This is a genomic window from Myxacorys almedinensis A (assembly GCF_010091945.1).
GTDB lineage: Bacteria > Cyanobacteriota > Cyanobacteriia > Leptolyngbyales > Leptolyngbyaceae > Myxacorys > Myxacorys almedinensis.
The window spans coordinates 53300-73027 of the sequence record NZ_WVIE01000012.1; the positions used below are offsets into that span (position 1 = coordinate 53300).

A 19728-nucleotide genomic window follows, 5' to 3' on the forward strand; every position below is an offset into this window, starting at 1 on the left:
ACCAAGCTCACCGAAGGCAGATTGCCTTTGCTCTCACCTGACATGTAACAGCGCTTTAGGGCAGCGACTTGTTAGACCTGCTGAACTCGGTTGTATGATTAAGCTTTTGTTATCAACAATACTCCAACAGCAATCATTACACTGCCAGCAGCCGTGTTTATGCCTTTTCTGAGCTTGGAACTAACTAGCAATCTAGTTCTATCTGCCATGAATGCATAACCAAGTTTTACGCCGCCTACCGCAACTGTCGTGATTGCTATAATCGTAGCGATATCAAAATAAGATACTTTAGAAATATCAAGAAAAGCTGGGAAAAACCCAAGATAGAAGAAGGTCGCTTTTTGGTCGCCCAATGTAATAAACAATCCAGTCAGAAAACTGGACATCAAAGAGGCGTTAACGACCTCCTCCGTCTTCACATCTCTTGATTTTGCCCGACATAGCCTTATTCCCAACCCGATAAGATAAGCTCCACCAAGGTATCTTATTAGGACAAAGAAACTTCCCATCGTTTCAGCCAGAAGCGACAGACCCCAAAGAGCGATCGCGATGAAAACGATGTCGCCTGCTACTATGCCTAGGGTTGTGAAAGCGCCATGAATAAATCCAAATGTAGCTGATCGTGTGGAGACTGCTAATACGCTGACACTGGGCATAGCAGCCAAGACAACCATGGCACTGAATAATGCAACAATGCTGCTGAATGTCATAGTGCTGTGCATCGACATATCAATTATGTGAGAATTATAAACATGGAATGGGCAAAAGCATTCAAACTACTGTGTTATAATTAAAGGCAGTAGTTTGAATGCCTTGCGGGCATAGTTTAGTGGTAAAACCATAGCCTTCCAAGCTATTGATGCGAGTTCGATTCTCGCTGCCCGCTTTTTGAGAAAGTTACTGCCATATGTAGCTTTCAGAGACTTTATAGATTAAATATTTTAGAAATTATATTCAGCGCATCTAATATTCTCTCGGTGTTGAGTACATCGGTGAGTCCAGTAGTGTGATCTCACTGACATATTGGATTAATAATGAAACGATCTTTAAAGACCGATAAAGGGCGAGTGGGATTAGAAATCAGAAATAATAGGATTAGGTTGAATTTACCCCGTGCCTGGTTTGATGGGGATCAGAAGAGGTTTGTGTTAGGTTTAGCAGATCTACCTGAAAATAGGATTAAATCTGAGCACATAGCTAGCTGTGCGGCAGTAACGAACAGGCACGCTGGTTCAGTAAGGTTAGCCTGGAGATGCAAGGTGTCGGATGTTTGCCGTTTAGAAGATAGCTTAATAGCACCGTAGCGGCAGTATTTCTAGCCACGATCGCCTTTACGGGTTTCGGCTGAAACTGCTTCGACCAAACCAAACCTTTCAGTTGGCTACTGCTGGGCGCTGCGATCGCTACCTCGCTATTGACCCAGGTAACAGTGGCAATCCGGCTTTTCGATGAGCGATTCCACCAGTGCATTCAAAGCAGTAGCAGCAAGTAACCCACCCCCTAACGTGCCTTCCACGGTGATAAAGGGAACGCCGGATGCCATCAGTTGACGCTTCGCAGCCGGGGCATGACTAAAGCCGATCGGCATTCCAATCACTAACGCAGGTTGAATAATGCGCTGGTGAATGGCTTCACAGACTGCCAGTAGCACGGATGGGGCATAGCCGATTGCGATCGCACACCCGGTTGGCAGTTGTTGCAAACGGTCTTTCCACGCATGATTTTGCCAGAATGCGTGTTCCGCTTCGGCAGCACTGGTGATATGAGGATTGTCAATCAAAATTTGCACCGGACAACCCAGGTGAGCCAGTCGAGTTTGGTCGATTGCCCCGCTTACCGTCAGCACATCCACCACTACCTGACAACCCGACTTGAAAGCGGTGCGGCTCGCAGCGAGGACTTGATTTCCCAGCCTCACAAATTGCACTAAACTGACATCACCACACGCCAGCACTAGCTTGGAGAGCAAATCTACCTCAATTTCCGATCGATCGGACAGGTCAGGCAGCAACCGCTGAAGCGATTCTTGAAAGGCTTCCGGATGGGCATGAACTTGAGCATCCAATCCGTGCCAAAGTTTTTCCAATCCACCCAGCCGTGTTTCAACTTCCAGCAGCTTCAGTTGGGATAGAACTTCGGCTTGGGTGGTTTGACAAGGGCGATCGCGCCCTAACAACCCCTCTAATGCCGATGCCGTCTGCCGCAGTTGCGCCATTTGCTGAATGATAGAGCGATACTGCTGCTGAAGTTGCGCCATTAACGTTGCTTGCTCCGCTTCCGGCTCCGCTTCCAGCAGTTTGTGAATGTGGGAAAGCTGAAAGCCTTGCTGTTTCAGCGCCACAATGCGTTGCAGTCGTTGCACATCTTGGTCGCTGTAGAGGCGATAGTTTCCGGGCGATCGCTCTGGCTGCGGCATCAATCCTAACTGGTGATAGTGTCGCACCATGCGGGGAGTGATGTCGCTGCCCACTGAGTCCGTCAGTTCTTTGATGGTTAGTGTCATGGGAGTGGAGAGGTAGGAGAGTGGATGAGTGCGAAAGTGGATGAGTGCGAGAGTAGCTCATAAACCCCTCCACCTATCATTTCAACTTTGACAAATAACTGGAGCCAACACCTTGACATTAACACTAATGTCAAGGTTTAGGGTAAGAATGTTCTCTCATTCACGGCTCATGCTTCAGCGATCGCGGCTACCCCAACTGGCAGAAAAACACTCAGAAGCTTTTGCGGCTATCCTCTGTAGCGGATTGCTTCTCCTCGGATGGATCGCACTACAGTTCGGATGGATTGGGCTGGCATTGCTAATTCTGCCTGCGGCTTACGTCGCTGGAGGGTATGAGAGCGCCCGTGAAGGTCTAACTACCCTCTTCAAAGAAAAAGAACTGGATGTCGATCTGCTGATGATTGTGGCAGCCCTGGGAGCCGCCGGACTGGGCTTGTGGCGGCAGGAATATTACCTGATCATTGATGGCGCGGTGTTGATTTTGATCTTTGCGATCAGTGGCGCATTGGAAGATTATGCCATGCAGCGCACCGATCGCAGCATTCGCAGCTTGATGAGTCTGACGTCTGATACGGCACAAGTGTTGCGATTGGGCAGAGAAGTATCCGTGCCGATTGACCAACTAGAGTTAGGTGATCAAATTGTGGTCAAACCGGGAGAGATCATTCCGACCGACGGGCTGATTTTGGAAGGATTTAGTACATTGAATCAAGCCGCAATTACAGGGGAATCAATTCCGGTTGAAAAGACGATCGGGGATGAGGTCTTCGCCGGAACGCTCAACGGCAATGGCGCTTTAAAGCTCAAAGTTCATCAACCGCCAGAGAGTAGCCTGCTGCGGCGCGTGATTCGCTTAGTAGAGCAGGCACAAACGGAGACACCACCCTCTCAACAATTTATTGAACGCTTTGAACATGGGTATGCTCGCGTCATTGTTGGGGCTGGAATCTTGCTGGCAGTGCTGCCGCCCTTCCTGCTGCACTGGAGTTGGGAAACGACGATTTATCGAGCCTTAATTTTTCTCGTCGTCGCGTCGCCCTGTGCGCTCATGGCGGCGATTATGCCCACGTTGTTATCGGGTATCGCCAATGGTGCGAGACAGGGAATTTTGTTCAAGAATGGTGCCCAGTTAGAACAGATCGGTAGAGTACGGGCGATCGCGTTTGATAAAACGGGGACGCTCACGACTGGACAGCTAAAAGTTTGCGAAGTCATTCCGGTAGCAGGCTTTGACACAGCAGCGGTTTTGCAAGTTGCCACTGCCCTGGAATCTAGCTCAGAACACCCCATTGGGGCGGCGATCGTTCAAGCCGCACAAAAGCTAGACTGGTCACGCGCCACAGAGGTACAGGCATACCCTGGTCGAGGCATTGCAGGCAGTTGGCGGCAACAATTGGTGTTTGTTGGCACGGCTGATTTTGTGAAGCAATTCGTCACTCATCTGCCGCTTGAACTGGGGCAGTGTGCGGATTTGCTAGAGCAAGATGGAAAAACGGTTGTCTGGGTGGCTCAAGCGCAACAGGCGATCGGGGTGATTGCGATCGCGGATCATGTGCGACCCGAAGCCGCAAGAGCGATCGCGCAACTCAAAAAGCTGGGCATCGAGCAAATCATCATGCTGACGGGCGACAACCAGCGCACCGCTCACAGCATTGCTCACGCAATCGGAGTTGATCAGGTTTATGCCGAACTGTTGCCAGAAGATAAGCTGCACATCATTCGGCAACTGCAAACCCAATACAAGACGGTGGCAATGGTTGGAGATGGGATTAATGATGCGCCCGCGCTGGCGCAAGCCTCTGTGGGCATTGCGATGGGTGTTGCTGGAAGTGATGTAGCTCTAGAAACGGCTGACATTGTGTTGGTGGCAGATCGGTTAGAGAAGATTGCGGCAGCCGTCAAATTGGGGCGGCGATCGCACCGAGTCGTTAAACAAAATATTGGGTTTGCGATCGGCTTTATTGTGTTGCTAATCGCAGTCAATTTTGCAGGCAATATTACGCTGCCTATCGGTGTGGTGGGGCATGAAGGATCGACGGTACTGGTCATTTTGAGCGGGTTGCGATTGCTTAGAAACTAGGTGGCAGCTTATACTCCATTACCACTATTCCTCCAATACCCATTTTAAATTTGAAACCGTTTTGATAGTTATTCGCATTAAGCTTTGTGATAAACTACCGATGATATTTGCATTACTTGACTGTCATTTATTTGAATGGCAGTCAAATTTAACAGTTATCAAATTTAACAGTTAATTTAACAGTTAAAGGTGGAGTAGCTATGAGTCAAGGCAAGCTAAAAATGTGGATGGGTGTTGGTCTTATCTGCTGTGTGGTGTGGCTTCAACGGTGATTGCGACCCAGAAGATCCCTGCTGCTGCTAAGAGCATTGATTTATTATCCCAGCCAGGCTCAATCGACGCGATCGCGCCTAGTCCCTTTAGGCTGTTAGCGACGGAGCAAGGTGGTACAGTCAGTCAAGGCGGTGACCAGAAGCCAGAGTTTAAAAGTAAGGTCAGTGGTTCAGCCTTAGGCAGTGCACTTCAAGAAGGAGGGCATATTATCTTCTTCCGCCATGCCCAAACTGATAAAGATTATGCTGATCAGGCTGATCCCAAGATCGATTTGAAAAGTTGTGCAACCCAGCGCACCTTGAGCGAGGTAGGGTGGAAGCAGGCGAGAATGATCGGTCAAGCATTTCAAACGTTGAAGATTCCGGTTGGCAGAGTCTTTGCTAGTGACTATTGCCGGGCGTGGCAGACGGCAGACCTTGCATTCGGGCGCTATGAAAAAAACTCAAGGCTTAATTTCTTACCCTTTGAAGACTACACGGATGCTCAGGTTGCACAGATGAAAGCAGCAATCATGCCACTCTTGACGGCTGTCCCCGCTACTGGCACGAATACGGTTATTGTGGGTCACGATGATGTGTTTGAGTCTGCAACCGGAATTTATCCTGAGCCTCAAGGGGTTGCCTACATCCTCAAACCAAATGGTCAGGAAGGTTTTGATCTGATTGCCAACGTCATGCCCGATGCATGGGACAACCTGAAGCCTTAGAGGAGTGAAATCCAGGACATTCTGAACTCAGGATCGAGAGCCGCCTATCTTGCCCACGTTTGTTTACCAAAATTCCCTCTCTCGGGTTTGGGAGGGGGAACGTGGCTCTTTTGCACTGAAGCTTTTGCCATCGATATAGCTTTGGGGAATCTACACTGCTGTGCATCGGGGATGTACTGTTTTTTGACGATTTCCAGGGGTTAGTAGCTCAATTGCACCACTCAAATCCTGCATAAGTGCAAAAACGAAAAGAATGCAGAAAGACTGAGCGCGATACACACTCAGTCAGATTTGCTCAGATCTACTCAGATTTGCCTAATTGCTGGACGCCAGTTTATTTGCCAAAAAAGCCTTTGATGGCGTCCATCACATTCTCACCCACATCGCTTGCAGCAGTTGTGGCATTCTTCGCTGCGAGCTTTGCTTTCACCAAATTCATCTTCATATCGATGCGATCGCTAGCTGTGTCTAAAGCACCTTTTGCCTTATCCATGCCAAACTTGGCGCTATCTGTAGCAGTGCCCTGATCGATTTTCATTTGGATGCGATCGCTTGCGGCACTCAGGGCATCTTTTGCTCTACCGATGCCAACTTTTGCATTCCCCTTAACCTGGTTTGCCACACCTTCTCCTTGCCCAGTCACCTTACCGACTTCTTGCTGAGCTTTGCCCATTGTTGCGTCTGCCTGCCCCTCGATCTGCTCAATCATTCCCGACGCTGCCAGAACAGGAGTAGATGATAGCGGAGCCGCGATCGCGGGAGAAGCTGCGTTAAAAACGGCATTTCCCCATATTCCAAACCATAGCGAAACACAGCAAATGGATACAAAAAATCTTCTCACAGTCTCAGAGTTAGCAATGACAGACTTCTTACCTAGCATGATGATCTCCTAAACGCCTTGTACTCGACTCTAGACATAGCAATATACAGATCAATAACGGCATCTGTTGATACCAACAGCACAATTTACAAAATAAAGACAATTGATGCAGAGTCAGTACTGTGAGGTTTAAAATCGTAGAATTTCGCGATCGTAAAAATCTGGCAGGGGTTCAATCTCCCAAATCAGCGCATCCCCAGGACTCAGGCAAACTTCGAGGTAAAGCTGAGCGATCGCACTGGTGGCACTATCTTCATTATTTTCAAACGGCATCAAATCTTCGGTTAGCAACCGCAGCTTAAATCCACCCGGAACCAAGCCCCCGATCGCAGCACTTTGCAACTCAAATCGCCACACCGCTTCGCTCTGTTGAAACACGCGAAACTCATACAGGTTTCCCGCGATCGTTAAGTGCCGAACTAGCCCATTCGCAGACCCATAGCTTGAGCCACGGGCAAGGGCAGCTTGCAGATTCATCGTGCCCCATCCCAATTGTTGAGCAAACCCTGACATTTCGGTTTGCAGCCACTGCCGCACCGATCCGGGTTCGGGAAGCTTGAGACGATGCTGATACAGTTGTTGTCGCCAGCCTCCGTGCTCTACCAAAGCGCCCCACACTTCAAACGGCACGGCTAAGCGAGGCACCACGAGGGTAGAATCGCCCAACCGCTCGATCAGCGCCTTAGCGCGTTCTAGGGGCAGCGAGGGCAGAGGCGCGATCGCAGCTTGCAACCCTTCATTGGGGCAGAGGCGACGCGCCGTCCACAGCACATTGAAATCGCAGAGCAGATCCTCAGACGCAATGCTGTAGGTGCGATCGCGGGGATCATAGGTTCCCTGCTGCTTGAGGGTGTGATGGGTGACATAGCCCAACACCCAAATTTCACCATCATCAGGATTTACATAAACCGGCACATAATAATGTCCTGCCCAACTGGGCAGATCGACCCACTCCTGCGGCACGCGCAGTTCCTCAAAGTCGCTCGCGGCGGTTGGAATGATGATCAAGCGCTGCTGACCCAGCGCGATCGCACTACCGTTCACCACTTCCCAAATGCTCGGCATTGCCGCCGGGTTGATCCAGGCTTGTGCGTTGGGCGCGTGGGTGTCCCGAATCCACGGTAGCAAGGTGTCTAGGCACATTTGGTTGAGCGAGGCAAGCCAGCGAATACCGTTGGCTGAAAACGCCGAGGGTGGCTGCCAAAACCGCTCTGCTGATGCGGTTGGAATCTCAAGTTGGAGGTAGGGAATATCAGAAGCCATGGGCGACATAGAAGAAATCATAAACTTGCCTCGGCGGACGAAGGAAGGTCTGGATGGCTGTAATGCACCTTTAACCAATCCTCCAAAATTGCACTCATAGCATTCAATACGTTTGAGTCGAGGGGGTTATGCAGGGTAGTCTGGCTCCAGTCGCCCAACCCATCTAAAAGCCCTTGGCGCAAGGACGTGAGCCGCCGAGAAACCGTGTATTGTTTGGTTTCTAATTGTTTTGCAATGTCTTGCTGAGTCAGCCCTTGCCCGTAGTAAAGCTGTAAGAGCCGTTGAGATTGCACATCAAGTTTCACGAGCGATCGCAACAACACGGCGTTGAGTTGCGATCGCTGTTCGTCTCGCTGCTTGGCGTCTTCTTCGGCAATCACCACGCCCAGCGATGATTCTTGAAACGTAAACTCAAAATCATCTAGCAGTTCGCCGCTTTCTTGCCCAGAGGCTGAGGCATCTGCCGACACTAACAGGGGGTAGAGAAACGATCGCGCTGCTTTTCCACAGGTGGTCAGCCATTGCTCGGTTAAAGCTGGAGTGGCAGCGGTGGCTGACGCGCCCACCGTGGTGATGCGATCGCGGTTATAGACCTGTGCGATCGCGGCAAAGGCGGCGGCATCCGGTTTAGAGAGCTTGCGAATTTTGCCATCGGTGGGGGCATACAGCAGTTTAAACGCTTCCCAAATGGCGGTGTAGGCGGCGATCGTGTCAGCATTCAAGCCATAGGTTCTTAACGATTCTACAAACCGTTTGTGGCTGAGTTTGTGCAGTAGTGCCCAGTCTGTACAAATATCGACTTCTTGCCGCAGGCGCAACGAGTCTTTAATAATATTGCTAAATGCTAAGCTCGCATAGCTTCGTAACCCCGCACTGTGCTGCGGATTAAAGCCCTTTAGTACCCGATCGAGTTTCGCGATCGCAATTTGAAAAAAATCGGCTAACGATTGCCCGGTCGTCAGGTTGAGCGCCAGTTTTCGGGCACTCCAATAACACACTTCCTGTAGATAAGCGGCGAGGTGCCCGGTGGCAAGCGTAGCCGTTTCGGTTTGCCACTGTTTGTGCCAATACAGCGCCCAAAACGTCTCCGATGGCTCAGGCATCGGGGCTTGATCGAGATGTGCCTGCATATGACGACGCAATCGCGCATCGACAAGCCAACCCTTTGCAGAGTCACTCTCAAATTGCAAAAAGGTTGAGAACAGATCCAGCAGGCTTTGACGGGGGCGCATTGGACTTAAGAACCTTGGCTGATGACTGTTGCTTATTATTCCGTCCCTTTCTGAGCCTGTCAAACGCAGGCATCCGTTAGATTGCAAGATAATAGATTGAAAAACAAGGCTACGGCGGTGGGCTATCTAGCGCAGGCGATGCGGGCAGACCCGACGCGGGCGCGACAGGAGCAGGAGCAGAGAATGGCTCAGTAGAGGCTTGGGCAGCAGGATCGCTATCGTTAAATAGACGGACAGGCTTTTGAGTCAGCAGGGCGGCTCCTTCTGAGGTGTCGGCGGGAAAAATGGTTCGCACCCGTTCTACCACGGAGATCATGTATTTATAATCTGGAATCGCGCCATTGGGCACAATTCTAGCCTCTTGCGCGACTACCGAAGGGATTTCACGCAGTATCTTTTGAATGGAGTCTTGCAAGGTGCGATCGATGGTCGGGCTAAGCAGCACCAACCCAGACGGCACGTTGTGAGTATCGGTAAAGAGCACCCGGAATTCGGCTTGGGTCACTTGGGCTTTGTAGGTGTTAAATTCTTCCATCGATAAGGCTCCGACATCGGCTTTTCCTTGAGCGATCGCCTCTAAGATGCCTTTAGGATTTGGGGAAATTTCCAAGTTTCGTAAGGTTAGCCCGTAGAGATTGAAAATCGGAAAATAATAGCCGACGGCTGATCCCGGCTGCCCGATGGCGAGGGTTTTTCCGGCTAGCGATCGCAGGTCGTCGTAAGGACTGTCGCTTTTCACCACCAGCACCGATCGCAAACTATTAATGCCTTCTAGCGGACAGAGCGGTATATATCGATGCTGGGTCATCGCGATCGCGGCTAATCCGGGTGGGGCAAACACGATTGCCCACGCTTGCGCTGCGATTCGCTCTAGGGCTTTCCGCTCATTGTAAGCAGGCTCAAGCTGCACCACAGCTTGCAGCTTTTCTCCTAGATAGCGGTTAAAGCGCTCATACTGCGCGATGGTGCGATCGCCATCGCCGTAGCTCACGGTTCCCAACACAAGTTGGTTTTTTTGGATAGGGCGCGTTTTCCCGCAGGCGGTCAGCACGAAAAGGGCTAAAAATAAGCGACGAGATAACTTAAATGACACAGCGTATAGAACGAATTTAAGGATTCATTTGCGTACAAATGTTATTGTTTCACAAGTTTCTCTGTTTTAAGCACGGTCGTATTTCTTAAAACTTTAGATTTTATTTAGTTTTGCGCCCTTTTTCTATCTTTTCTGAGCCTCAATATCAGATATTTTTGTAGTAGAGTTTCTGCCAACTTGCGATCGCACCCAACCGTCACGATCACCCTTTTCGGTTACACATTTATCGATATATCTTTATCAACTCATCTTCTCTGCATCGAGGCTGGTAAACGTGTTTTTACAACGACTTAAGCTAGGACCAAAGTTCAATTTATTGTTAGCACTCGTATTTATTGGAGGCTTCATCATCAGTGGGCTTGCTTTATCAAACGTATTAGAAAGCCGCGCTAAGAACGAAGTGACTTCAAAAGCATTGATCCTCATTCAAACTATGAATTCGGTGCGCGATTATACGAGTACTAATCTTCAACCTCTGCTCAATCCAAGGCTAGACACCGATTCTACGTTTATTCCTGAAACGGTTCCTGCCTATTCTGCCACAGAGGTGTTTCAGCGCGTCCGCAAAACCGATCCCTACAAAGATTTCTTTTATAAAGAAGCAACGTTAGATCCTACCAATCTGCGAGATAAAGCCGATTCTTTTGAGGCAGATTTAGTCGATAAATTTCGTAAAGATTCAAATACAAAAGAGCTATCTGGGTTTCGAGATTTACCGGGAGGGCAAGTGTTTTACATTGCACGACCATTATCTGTGCAGAAAGAAAGTTGTCTACGGTGCCACTCTACGCCCGACAAAGCGCCCAGAAGCCAGATTGCAACTTACGGCGCAGAAAACGGTTTTAACTGGAAGCTCAACGACATTGTGGCAGCACAACTGATCTCTGTACCTGCTGAAGAAGTGCTGAACAATGCTCGGCAATCGCTAGTGATGATTATGTCCATTCTGCTAGCCGTGTTTCTAGCGATCGTTGCGGTGATTAATTACTTGTTAAAACGCTCTGTGATTCACCCAATCCGACAAATGGCGCGCACCGCAGAGTCGGTCAGCATGGGGCACATGGAGGAAGAGTTTCGGCAAACCTCGCGCGATGAAATTGGCGCGTTGGCAGCAGCGTTTAACCGAATGAAGTCAAGTTTAGAAATTTCAATGAATTTGCTGAACAAGAAACATTGATACTCCTTGTCCTAAAGGCGTGGGTGCAGGGCAACCAGATGAACATTTGAGGCAATAGCCATAGTGTTGTCGTTCTCAGAACCTTCTATCTATGGTCGTGAAAACTTCCAATAACAGCAAATTGTTGGGAGTTTTTGCAACAGGATGGCTTGAAATGTTAACAACGCGGTTTGATGCGGATGTCCTATATAAAGATGTCCTATATAAAAAGGAATTTTCTGAGCATATACTGGGCTTTCTCTGCTAAAATGCCTAAGGCATAGGCTGGTGTAGCTCAGTTGGTAGAGCAGCTGATTTGTAATCAGCCGGTCGTAAGTTCGAGTCTTATCACCAGCTTTCAGAAAAACTATCGGTAGTGCTAAATAAGTTCGGTAGTGCTCAATAAGTAAGGATGCATTGTAGTGGTAAACAACACCGCATCCTTATCCATTGAGCACTACCGTTATCCGTTGATGTGCCTGGTGTAAATTTTTACACCAGGTTTTTTACAAAAATCGAGCAGCATTGCCTTAAACGACGGTCTCACAGCTTAAGACCCATCGGCTTTGAGTAGAGTTGCAATGCTGTCTAGAAGGTCGTTTGGCGCTACGGGCTTAGTCAGATGGCGATGAAACCCTGCCGCGATCGCATGGTGCTGATCGAGTTCTCCCGCGTAGGCTGTTAACGCTACCGCAGGCAGATCTCGCCCTTCGGGCATAGCTCGGATACGCTGCATCAGCATGTAGCCATCCATCTCTGGCATACCGATATCGCTGATAATCAGATCGGGGCGCGATCGCTCAATGGCTTGCACCGCCTCAAACCCCGACGCCACCAACGTAACGATCGCCTGTTCTTGCTCTAACACAAAGGCAATAAACTCTCGCGAATCTACTTCATCATCCACTACCAACACCTGAATGCCGCGCAGATTTCTCACCGGCTCGGTGGTGGGCGGTAGGGCAGCCGCCTCCACAACCTGAGGTGCAAGCGGGATCTTGACGGTAAAAACAGATCCTTTGCCCTCGCCGGGGCTGTCTACGCTGACGGTGCCGCCGTGGAGTTCGGTAATTTGCCGCACGATCGCCAACCCCAGCCCCAAACCGCCAAACTTACGAGTGGTTGCCCCATCTTCTTGCCGAAAATGTTCAAACACGTAGGGCAAAAACTCAGCACTAATGCCTTTGCCCGTGTCGGTGACTTGGATTTGGGCATCAGTGCCAACAGAAACGAGATCAACCGCAATCTGTCCGCCGTTGGGCGTGAACTTGACCGCATTCGAGAGCAGATTCCACAACACCTGCTGCAATCGCCCAGGATCGCCAGTGACGGTTGCTAACGGGGGAGTATGGGTTGTGACGATCGTAATAGATTTGGCTTCTGCGCCAAGCCGAACGGTCTCAATCGCCGATGCTACAATGCTTTTGAGATCGACAGTCATCATGGTTAAGCTCATCTTGCCCCGCAAAATTCGGGAGATGTCGAGCAGATCATCGATCAGTTGTACCTGAAGTTGAGCGTTGCGTTCGATCGTGGCGATCGCATCGGTGATTCGTTCACCTTTAAGTCTGCCTTGGTGCAACAACCGCGACCAACCCAAAATCGGATTCATGGGCGTGCGGAGTTCATGGGAAACCACCGCTAGAAACTCGTCTTTGATGCGGTTGGCAGATTCAGCTTGCTCCCGGGCTTCGCGTTCGCGCACCAGCAACTGTTCGCGCTCTGCCTCAGCCTGCACCCGCTCGGTGATGTCTTCGGTAATGCCTACGACCTGATGAACAGGGTTAGTGCCATCGTAAATGGGAAAGCCGCGATCGCGCACCCAGCGTATCGTCCCGTCTGAATGCACGACTCTAAACTCTTCGTCATAATTGCCAGCAATTGCCCGTTGGTAAAATGCCGCTTCAATTCGCGATCGATCCTCTGGGTGAATGCCGTCAATCCAATCTCGAAAGTTGTCGTATAGACTTTCGCACGAGCGACCCCAAATCTGCTGATAGGCAGGACTGACATAAAGAATGCGCGGCTCGATCAGGTCAATCATCCAAAACACGTTACGAATGGTCTCGGCAATTTGGCGAAATCGCTCGTCGCTATATCGCTGAGCCGAAATGGCTTTGTCTCGCACCACTTCGGCTTTTTGGCGGGCGCTAACTTGCTGCTCTAGTTTTTGGTTGACCGCTTTGAGTTCAAGCGAGAGTTGGCGCGATCGCAGCAAAATTTCAACCCGCGCCTGCAACTCAGCTTTTTCAATCGGTTGAACAATCAGTTCATCAATGGTTTGCCACAGCGCGCGCGTCATATATTTAACATCCAAGCGGCTGGTGACCAGGAGAAACGGTAGAAAAACGGGCTGTTCTGCCGCTCGACAGGCTTGCACCTGCTGCCACACCTGGTCTAGCGCCACCGAGCCGATAATGCAAAGATCAAAGGCAGGGGATGGGCTTTGGGTTGCTCTAGAAGCTTGCAACAGTTGGGTGATGGTTTCGGGCTGCCAATCAGGCGCAATCACCTCATAGCGAGACGTTAACCATTCCGCCAGAAGGCTTCGGTTTCTTTGGTGTTCTAGCAATAACAGAATCCGACTCATTGCCATCCTTTCCTGCCACTTCGTAGCCACTGTACAAAATTTTGCATCACCCTTGGATTTCCTCAAATGGATTTCCTAAAAAAGCTGAGGTGCCATAGGCAATGCTGGCTAGTTGAATTGCTGCTTGCAGATGAAATGGCAAAATGATCAACGCGATGCCCTGCTTGGGTCGGCGTAGAAAGAGCAATTACTGATGGCAAGTACCTGGAATAATGACCAAGCCCTAGCAGCAACGCCCGAAGCGTTTGCTACCTCATCTGATTGTAGAGCCACACTTAAGCATAGCTTCACCCCTCTCTAGATAGATCATGACCCATTCTATCGGCACAACATAACACCAGAAATAGGGATACTCATCACTCCGGTGGGGTTTCTATCCACGAGGGGGTGTGGCTCAAAATATCGCGAAGGTGCGTGAGGGGTTCGCTAACAACGATGCCAGTTTGGGTAATGTCAAATTCTCTCAGGGTTCGCTCAAAGTCAGAAAGGCGCTTTTTAAGAACACCGATCGCTTTTCGCATCTCGCCCTGCCTCTCTAGATATCGCAAAAAGATGGTGTTGTCGCCCAAGTAGCTGATGCCAATTTCTGTGGCACGGAAGGTTTCGGTAATGTTTTCGGTTTCTTTGACCAAGATGACGGTCACCCCAACATTTTGCAGGTATTTACACAGCGAATGGAGTGTCGGTACAAGGTCTGTGCCTCGTACGGATAGCCGATAGCCCGTCACACTATCCAGCATCACAACTCGTAGATTTTTCTCTTCTACATCCTTTTTCACCAGGTTGGCAAACTCATCAGGACTCAGGTGCAATGGCTCGATCTGGACGACGGAGAAGGTCTCATCTTGCAGCATGGCACGCACCGGAATTCCTACCGCTTCCGATCGCTGGAGCAGAATATCGGGCTGTTCATCGAAGGTGTAAATGATCGATCGATCACCCCGCTCGGCAGCAGATTTCATAAACTGGATGCCGAGGGTAGTTTTGCCGACCCCTGCTGGCCCTGTAAGAATTGTGACCGTTCCCCGCTCAATGCCACCGTGGAGCATGGTATCTAAAGCGGGCACTCCAAAAGAGAGCGCTTCGATCAAAAAGTCTCGCTCATACGCTTCGGGCTGGAGCCGAGGAAACACCTCCATTCCAGCCTTATTGAGTCGCAGGGTGTGAGCACCAGAGCGAAAGCCAGAGCCGCGAAATTTGCTGACCGTGACGCTGCGATCGCCGTCCTTTTCCTCTTGTTGAAGACAAATCACACCATCGCTCATAAACTGCAAATCGTCGTCGGGGGCGGTGTCGCTACTTTCTGATGAAAACACAACGGTTGCTCCGTGTTCTAGCAGCAGCCGCAAAAAAGACAAAACTTGTTTGCGAAACTGAAACACATCGCTCGACAGGTAGCGAAACTGCGTCATGGCATCGATAAACACGCGCTGCGGCTGGAGGTGCTGAACCTGTTCGACAATTTGCCGGGTTGTGGGGGCGCGCTCGACTTCGGCAGCAGAAAAAATATCGTAGGTTTCGACCTGGGTAAAAAAGCTGGAACTAGGGCTAAGGTCGAGAAAGGTAATGGCTGAGGTATCAAGTCCTGAACGGTTGGCATTGGCTCGAATTTGGGTTTCCGATTCTCCCAGGGCAATAAACAGGGTCGAGTCTCCTTGCTTGGCTCCGGTTGCCAAAAATCTCAGCCCAACAGTGGTTTTTCCGACACCCGGACCTCCACGCACCAAATAGGCTTGTTGAGGAATGAACCCCCCGTGGAGCACTTCATCTAAACCAGGGATTCCGCTTGAGAGACGATCGTGTGGCATTAAGTCAGGGAGCAGTTAACAATTCGACATAGAGATCGATTCGCTCTGATTCTTGCATTTTCACCGATCAAAGTTAAGGGTTAGGGAAGGAAGTTAAAGTTTCTAAACAGAACTATATACGATGGTGAGAAAATTTTGGCGTTCTTAGGGAAGAAAGAAGGGCGGGAGAGCGTTTTGGGCGTTTTATGCGTAGAATCCCGCTTTTTTGCCCAACTTTGCCGTCAATGGGCAGGATAGGGGGCTTAGTCTGGTTGAGGATGAGCGTTGAACAATGCTTGATGGATGGCTTGCGTTAACTGATCGAGGTCAACGGGTTTAGACAGGTGATGCTGAAAGCCGACCTTGAGGGCTTGGCGTTGGTCGTATTCTCCGGCATAGGCAGTTAGGGCGATCGCAGGAATAGTCTTTGCTTGGGGCATGGCTCGCAGCAGATGCATCAGTCGATAGCCATCCATTTCTGGCATACCAATGTCACTAATGATCAGATCGGGGTGGATGAGATCGATCCGATCGAGCGCTTCAAAGCCAGACGCCACCGAGGTGACGATCGCGCCTTCTTGCTCTAGCACAAAGGTGATGATATCTCGCGAATCTGCTTCGTCATCGACAACTAAAATGCGAACGTCGCTCAAACGGTGATCAAAGTGCGATCGCGCGGGTGGCAATGCCTCAGCATGGTAAGCAGCAAGCGGAATTTTAACCGTAAATATTGTTCCTTTGCCCTCTCCAGGGCTGTCTACGCTGACGGTGCCGCCGTGGAGTTCGGTAATTTGCCGCACGATCGACAGCCCCAGCCCCAGACCGCCAAACTTGCGGGTGATGGCAGCATCTTCTTGCCGAAAATGCTCAAACACGTAGGGCAAAAACTCAGCACTAATGCCTTTGCCCGTATCGCTAACCTGGATTTGAGCTTGGGTGCCCACGGGCGAAAGGTCGATGGTGATCTGTCCTCCTTCAGGGGTGAACTTGACGGCATTCGAGAGCAGATTCCAGACCACTTGCTGCAAGCGTCCTGGATCGCCATTCACCGTGACGCCAGGCTTAGCCCCGGTGATGTGAATGGAAAGTGACTTGGCTTCTGCGGCTAAGCGGACGGTCTCGATCGCACCTGAGATCACGGCAGCGAGATTGACAGGCGCGATCGCAAGACTCATTTTGCCCCGCAGAATCCGGGAAACGTCGAGCAGATCATCGATCAGTTGTACCTGAAGTTTGGCATTGCGCTCGATCGTAGCGATCGCGGTCTCTGTTTTTTCGGCGCTGAGTCTGCCTTGGTGCAGCAAGCGTGCCCACCCCAAAATCGGATTCATGGGCGTGCGGAGTTCGTGAGACACCACGGCAAGAAATTCGTCTTTGATGCGGTTGGCTCGTTCTGCCGCTGCCCGGGCAGCTTGTTCTCGCTGTAACAAGTCTTCTCGCTCTTGTTCTGCTTGCTTGCGGTTTGTGATGTCAACCACCATGCCCAACAGCCGAATCGGGACACCATCGGCATCGTAGTAAACACTGCCCCGCGCCCAGATCCAGCAGATTTGGTGATCAGGGCGAATAATCCGGCATTCAAAATTCCAATCTGCATGGGTAGAGAGCATTTGCTGAAAGCTTTGCTCGACAAACTCGCGATCGTCGGGATGCACATGAGCTAGAAAAATCTCATCGTTCCACTCTGGTAGCAACGACTCATAGCCAAAAATTTGGTCATGTTTGAGCGATCGGTGGGCTGTCATGGGTTTGGACGTCAGATCTAGATCCCAACTGCCGATCTGAGAAGAGTTCAGCAAAAACTGTAGTCGCGCTTGGCTTTCCCGCAAAGCGGCTTCAGCTTGCTTACGCTCTGTAATCTCGGCACACAAGATAGAAATTCCGTCTGGGGTTGGGTAAACGCGATTTTCAAACCAGCGATGACAAGCCGTGTAGTAGTACTCAAACTGCACAGGCATGTGTTCGTGCATGACATAGTGCAGGCGATCGTAAAACTCACTGCCCACCAAATCGGGAAAGAGATCCCACACATTTTTACCCACTACCTGATCGCGCCGTAACTCAAGCATCTCAAGTTGGCGATCGTTGATGTAGATATAGTGCCAGTTGTGATCCAAAATCAGAAACCCATCGCGGAGGCTAGACAAAACGCCTTGCAGATTGGCTTCTGCGGTTTGGGCTTCGCTCATCAGGGCTTGCTCTCGGATGCGCCCCCGTTGTCGTTGTTGGGCGAGTTTAAGGCTCGACTCTACCCGAACGAGCAGTTCTTTGGCTGAAAAAGGCTTGGTCAGGTAGTCGTCGGCTCCGGCTTCGAGTCCTTCGAGACGGGCATCTTCTGCAACTTGTGCCGATAGCAGAATGATCGGAATCGTCTGAGTTTGCGGATCAGATCGCAGCGATCGCAGCAGTTCAACGCCGTCGAGTCCGGGCATCATCACATCGGTGAGCACCAGATCGGGGAGATGCGATCGCACGGCATCGAGGGCGGCAACCCCATCTGCAACAGTGTGCACATCGTAGTGTTGGCTGAGGAGCCGCTTTAGGTAGTTCCGCATATCTGCATTGTCGTCAGCAATCAGCAGCCGTGCCACCGGCGCAGCCGCCTGCGATCGCGAGAAATCGGGTTTTGCCTCTGGTTCGGGCAGCCAGCCTAAAGCTTCTTGAATAAACGAGCCTGCTCCCAGCATCGTCGAATCTAAGCGGCGGATTTCTGCTCGGCTTTCGGCAGGGAGATGCGCCGTCCCGGTGGGAATAGACACCGTAAAACAACTGCCCTGACCGGGAGTGCTAGTTGCCCGAATCTCTCCATAGTGCAGGTTTACTAATTCTTGCACCAACGATAAGCCAATGCCAGATCCTTCAAAGCTGCGCCCTTCTGCCCCCTCAACGCGATGAAACCGTTCAAACAGTTTCGGCAATTCATTGTGAGGAATTCCGATACCAGTATCTTCAACAGTTAATTCAACGCGATCGTCACGCTCTCTCAACCGAATCGTAATCCATCCGTGAAACGTAAACTTGAATGCATTGGATAAAAGATTTAAAACAATTTTCTCCCACATGCCCCGATCGACGTAAATCGGCTCTGACAAAGCCGGACAGTCTACCACAAGCTGCAATCCTGCCCGCTCGATCGTCGAGCGAAACATGCTGGCAAGATCGGAGGTATAGGTTGCCAGATCGGTGGCTTCGTATATCCCTTCGGTGTGTCCCGATTCGAGGCGAGAAAAATCAAGCAGAGTATTCACCAATTTCAGCAATCGTTGACCGTTGCGCCGGATCACTTCGATGCGATCGCGCAGCCGGTCAGACATCGGTTCTTCAACATCTGCCAAGGCTTCCTCTGTTTCACCCAACACCAGCGTCAGGGGCGTGCGAAGCTCGTGACTAATATTACTAAAAAAGGCTGATTTTGCCTGGTCTAGCTCGGCGCGTGCTTGCTCGTCTAGCTTCTCTCGCGTAATATCACGAACTTCAATAATCGTGCCAACAACGTTATCTCCTTCGCGGATCGGACTTGCAGTGTACGCTACTGGATAAAAGCTGCCATCTTTATGAACAAAAATTTCTTCCCCCTGCTCTTGGTTGTTTTGCGGAAAGGCCCGATCGATTGGGCACTCTTCCAACAGGTAAGGACGACCATCGGGGTGGGTATGGTGAATGACAGCGTGCAGTGCTCGCCCTTTAACCTCAGCAAACCGAAATCCCGTCAGTTTCTCCGCCGCCGCGTTCATAAACACGCACTGTTGATGCTCATTCATGATAAAAAGAGCGAGCGTAGCGTTGTTGCAAATTGCTTCGGCTTGGCGTTTGTAGTACTCAGCCGTGAGCATTTCATCTGAGCGAGTCTCTTCTGCATCTAGAAGAAACTGAGGACTCGCTGACCTCTGCTCTGCTGGAATCTCCGGCTCTCTTGTCATGGAAGAAAATGTACTGTTCTACAGGTTAGGTTCGATGGAGAAATCTGGTGGTGTCAGGTGCTAAGCATAATTAAAATTAATATTAAGTTGTTGAGTAATATTAAAGTGCTGAGCTAAACGAGCGATTTGTCAAAGATCGCAGAGCAAGTCGCTTTCAAGATTCCAACTTAAAACATTTAAGTACACTATTTCAAAAGAAAGATTTTATGTCTCTATCTTAAGAGCGAAGCTAGCTTCTTTTCCCA

General features: G+C 50.3%; 12 protein-coding genes and 2 tRNA genes. 5 read left to right on the plus strand and 9 right to left on the minus strand.

What is annotated here, in order from left to right:
- Window positions 1-98: 98 nt before the first annotated feature.
- Window positions 99-710, minus strand: a complete 612-nt coding sequence (locus tag GS601_RS11970; protein WP_238393234.1) for a LysE family translocator — start codon at window positions 708-710, stop codon at window positions 99-101.
- Window positions 711-815: 105 nt separating this feature from the next.
- Here GS601_RS11970 and GS601_RS11975 point away from each other — a divergent pair.
- Window positions 816-886, plus strand: a tRNA-Gly gene (locus GS601_RS11975).
- Between the two features lie 525 nt (window positions 887-1411).
- Here the strand turns inward: GS601_RS11975 and GS601_RS11980 are convergent.
- The gene (locus tag GS601_RS11980; RefSeq protein WP_162423519.1) at window positions 1412-2503 is read right to left on the minus strand and encodes a precorrin-8X methylmutase; all 1092 of its coding nucleotides are present in this window, start codon (window positions 2501-2503) and stop codon (window positions 1412-1414) included.
- 148 nt (window positions 2504-2651) lie between these two features.
- Here GS601_RS11980 and GS601_RS11985 point away from each other — a divergent pair, with 148 nt between their 5' ends.
- Together GS601_RS11985 and GS601_RS11990 are read left to right on the plus strand one after the other, a co-directional pair.
- Window positions 2652-4583 (plus strand): heavy metal translocating P-type ATPase, encoded by a 1932-nt coding sequence (locus GS601_RS11985; RefSeq protein ID WP_238393235.1) that lies wholly within the window; start codon window positions 2652-2654, stop codon window positions 4581-4583.
- A 223-nt stretch (window positions 4584-4806) separates the two neighbouring features.
- Entirely contained in the window at window positions 4807-5562 is a 756-nt protein-coding gene (locus tag GS601_RS11990) for a histidine phosphatase family protein (RefSeq protein ID WP_338017024.1), read from the plus strand.
- A gap of 334 nt (window positions 5563-5896) precedes the next feature.
- On the opposite strand, the gene GS601_RS11995 is transcribed toward GS601_RS11990, so the two are convergent.
- From GS601_RS11995 to GS601_RS12010, 4 genes are all read right to left on the minus strand, one after another.
- The gene (locus GS601_RS11995; protein ID WP_162423520.1) at window positions 5897-6442 is read right to left on the minus strand and encodes a CsbD family protein; all 546 of its coding nucleotides are present in this window, start codon (window positions 6440-6442) and stop codon (window positions 5897-5899) included.
- Between the two features lie 129 nt (window positions 6443-6571).
- On the minus strand, window positions 6572-7726 hold the full coding sequence (locus GS601_RS12000) for a DUF1822 family protein (RefSeq protein ID WP_162423521.1): 1155 nt from the start codon (window positions 7724-7726) through the stop codon (window positions 6572-6574).
- Entirely contained in the window at window positions 7723-8937 is a 1215-nt protein-coding gene (locus GS601_RS12005) for a sigma-70 family RNA polymerase sigma factor (protein WP_162423522.1), read from the minus strand. The genes GS601_RS12000 and GS601_RS12005 overlap by 4 nt, the downstream gene beginning before the upstream one ends.
- A gap of 109 nt (window positions 8938-9046) precedes the next feature.
- On the minus strand, window positions 9047-10030 hold the full coding sequence (locus GS601_RS12010) for a PhnD/SsuA/transferrin family substrate-binding protein (RefSeq protein WP_162423523.1): 984 nt from the start codon (window positions 10028-10030) through the stop codon (window positions 9047-9049).
- A gap of 274 nt (window positions 10031-10304) precedes the next feature.
- Here GS601_RS12010 and GS601_RS12015 point away from each other — a divergent pair, with 274 nt between their 5' ends.
- Both GS601_RS12015 and GS601_RS12020 read left to right on the plus strand, forming a co-directional pair.
- On the plus strand, window positions 10305-11207 hold the full coding sequence (locus GS601_RS12015; RefSeq protein WP_162423524.1) for a c-type heme family protein: 903 nt from the start codon (window positions 10305-10307) through the stop codon (window positions 11205-11207).
- 263 nt (window positions 11208-11470) lie between these two features.
- Window positions 11471-11543, plus strand: a tRNA-Thr gene (locus GS601_RS12020).
- A gap of 193 nt (window positions 11544-11736) precedes the next feature.
- Here GS601_RS12020 and GS601_RS12025 read toward each other — a convergent pair.
- The 3 genes from GS601_RS12025 to GS601_RS12035 form a co-directional block, all read right to left on the minus strand.
- A complete protein-coding gene (locus tag GS601_RS12025) occupies window positions 11737-13776 on the minus strand; it encodes a hybrid sensor histidine kinase/response regulator (RefSeq protein ID WP_162423525.1) in 2040 nt (679 codons plus the stop codon).
- Between the two features lie 356 nt (window positions 13777-14132).
- Window positions 14133-15584 (minus strand): ATPase domain-containing protein, encoded by a 1452-nt coding sequence (locus tag GS601_RS12030; RefSeq protein ID WP_162423526.1) that lies wholly within the window; start codon window positions 15582-15584, stop codon window positions 14133-14135.
- Between the two features lie 242 nt (window positions 15585-15826).
- The gene (locus GS601_RS12035; protein WP_162423527.1) at window positions 15827-19483 is read right to left on the minus strand and encodes an ATP-binding protein; all 3657 of its coding nucleotides are present in this window, start codon (window positions 19481-19483) and stop codon (window positions 15827-15829) included.
- Between the last annotated feature and the right edge of the window lie 245 nt (window positions 19484-19728).

What these genes read in the sequence shown, in the direction of transcription:
- GS601_RS12000 (WP_162423521.1), bottom strand. Translation starts at nt 7,726, where the DNA reads ATGATTTCTTCTATGTCGCCCATGGCTTCTGATATTCCCTACCTCCAA.
- GS601_RS11985 (WP_238393235.1), top strand. Translation starts at nt 2,652, where the DNA reads ATGTTCTCTCATTCACGGCTCATGCTTCAGCGATCGCGGCTACCCCAA.
- GS601_RS12035 (WP_162423527.1), bottom strand. Translation starts at nt 19,483, where the DNA reads ATGACAAGAGAGCCGGAGATTCCAGCAGAGCAGAGGTCAGCGAGTCCT.
- GS601_RS12005 (WP_162423522.1), bottom strand. Translation starts at nt 8,937, where the DNA reads ATGCGCCCCCGTCAAAGCCTGCTGGATCTGTTCTCAACCTTTTTGCAA.
- GS601_RS12025 (WP_162423525.1), bottom strand. Translation starts at nt 13,776, where the DNA reads ATGAGTCGGATTCTGTTATTGCTAGAACACCAAAGAAACCGAAGCCTT.
- GS601_RS11970 (WP_238393234.1), bottom strand. Translation starts at nt 710, where the DNA reads ATGACATTCAGCAGCATTGTTGCATTATTCAGTGCCATGGTTGTCTTG.
- GS601_RS11980 (WP_162423519.1), bottom strand. Translation starts at nt 2,503, where the DNA reads ATGACACTAACCATCAAAGAACTGACGGACTCAGTGGGCAGCGACATC.
- GS601_RS12030 (WP_162423526.1), bottom strand. Translation starts at nt 15,584, where the DNA reads ATGCCACACGATCGTCTCTCAAGCGGAATCCCTGGTTTAGATGAAGTG.
- GS601_RS11995 (WP_162423520.1), bottom strand. Translation starts at nt 6,442, where the DNA reads ATGCTAGGTAAGAAGTCTGTCATTGCTAACTCTGAGACTGTGAGAAGA.